This is a genomic window from Leisingera sp. MMG026, assembly GCF_021654205.1.
Lineage (GTDB): Bacteria > Pseudomonadota > Alphaproteobacteria > Rhodobacterales > Rhodobacteraceae > Leisingera.
In genome coordinates, this window is record NZ_JAKFZM010000135.1 from 1 (window position 1) to 844 (window position 844).

The 844-nt window shown below is 58.5% G+C and carries 1 pseudogene; it reads left to right on the top strand.

Annotation, left to right across the window (positions count from 1 at the left end):
• Positions 1 to 52 precede the first annotated feature (52 nt).
• A pseudogene (locus L1069_RS23815) lies at positions 53 to 840 on the top strand (IS5 family transposase).
• Positions 841 to 844: the final 4 nt, after the last annotated feature.

Below are 844 nucleotides of genomic sequence, written 5' to 3' on the forward strand. Positions count from 1 at the left end.
GACAAAAGGGATTCACGCCGCTCTCTGATCGTGATTCAAGCTGGTATCTGCGATGGAGACCAGCTTGGCACGAGACCTGATGTCGGACGAGGAGTGGGCGTTCTTTGAGCGGTTCATCTTGTCTGTTCGCGCCCCGAATGGGCGCAAACCCACAAACCACCGGCTTGTTCTTGATGGTGTTTTCTGGATTGCTCGGACAGGGGCACCATGGCGGGACTTGCCCGAAGAATTCGGAAAGTGGTCAAGTGTCTATCGGCAGTTCCGCCGCTGGACGCTCGCAGGTCTCTGGGAGCAGATCCTCGAGGCGCTGACCGAAAGCCGGATCGTCCCTGACGCCCTGCAAATGGTCGATAGCACCGTGGTCCGCGCCCATCATCAGGCAGCGGGCGCTAAAGGGGGCCCCCGCGACAGGGTTTTGGCCGTTCAAAGGGTGGCTTCACGACCAAGATCCACCTCCGGGTGAATGCCGCCGGCCTGCCGATGCGAACGGACATCACCCCTGGCCAGACATCAGACTGTCTCGGGTTCGATCTTGTCATGGACGACAATCTCCCCGAACCATTCGTGTTACTGGCCGACAAAGGCTATGATGCTGACCGCATTCGCGACGAGATGCGGGAACGGGCCATTCAACCAGTGATCCCCATGCGGAAGTCGTGAAAGAAGCGTGTTGGCGTTGATCGCCCACTGTATCGACTGCGGAACCTGGTGGAGAGATGCTTCAACAAGCTCAAGAATGCCCGCCGCGTCGCGACCCGCTACGACAAAACGGCTGAAAGCTTCCTCGGCTTCGTCGACATCACATCAATCCGCCTCTGGATCCGCCATTTGTCAACATGACCTA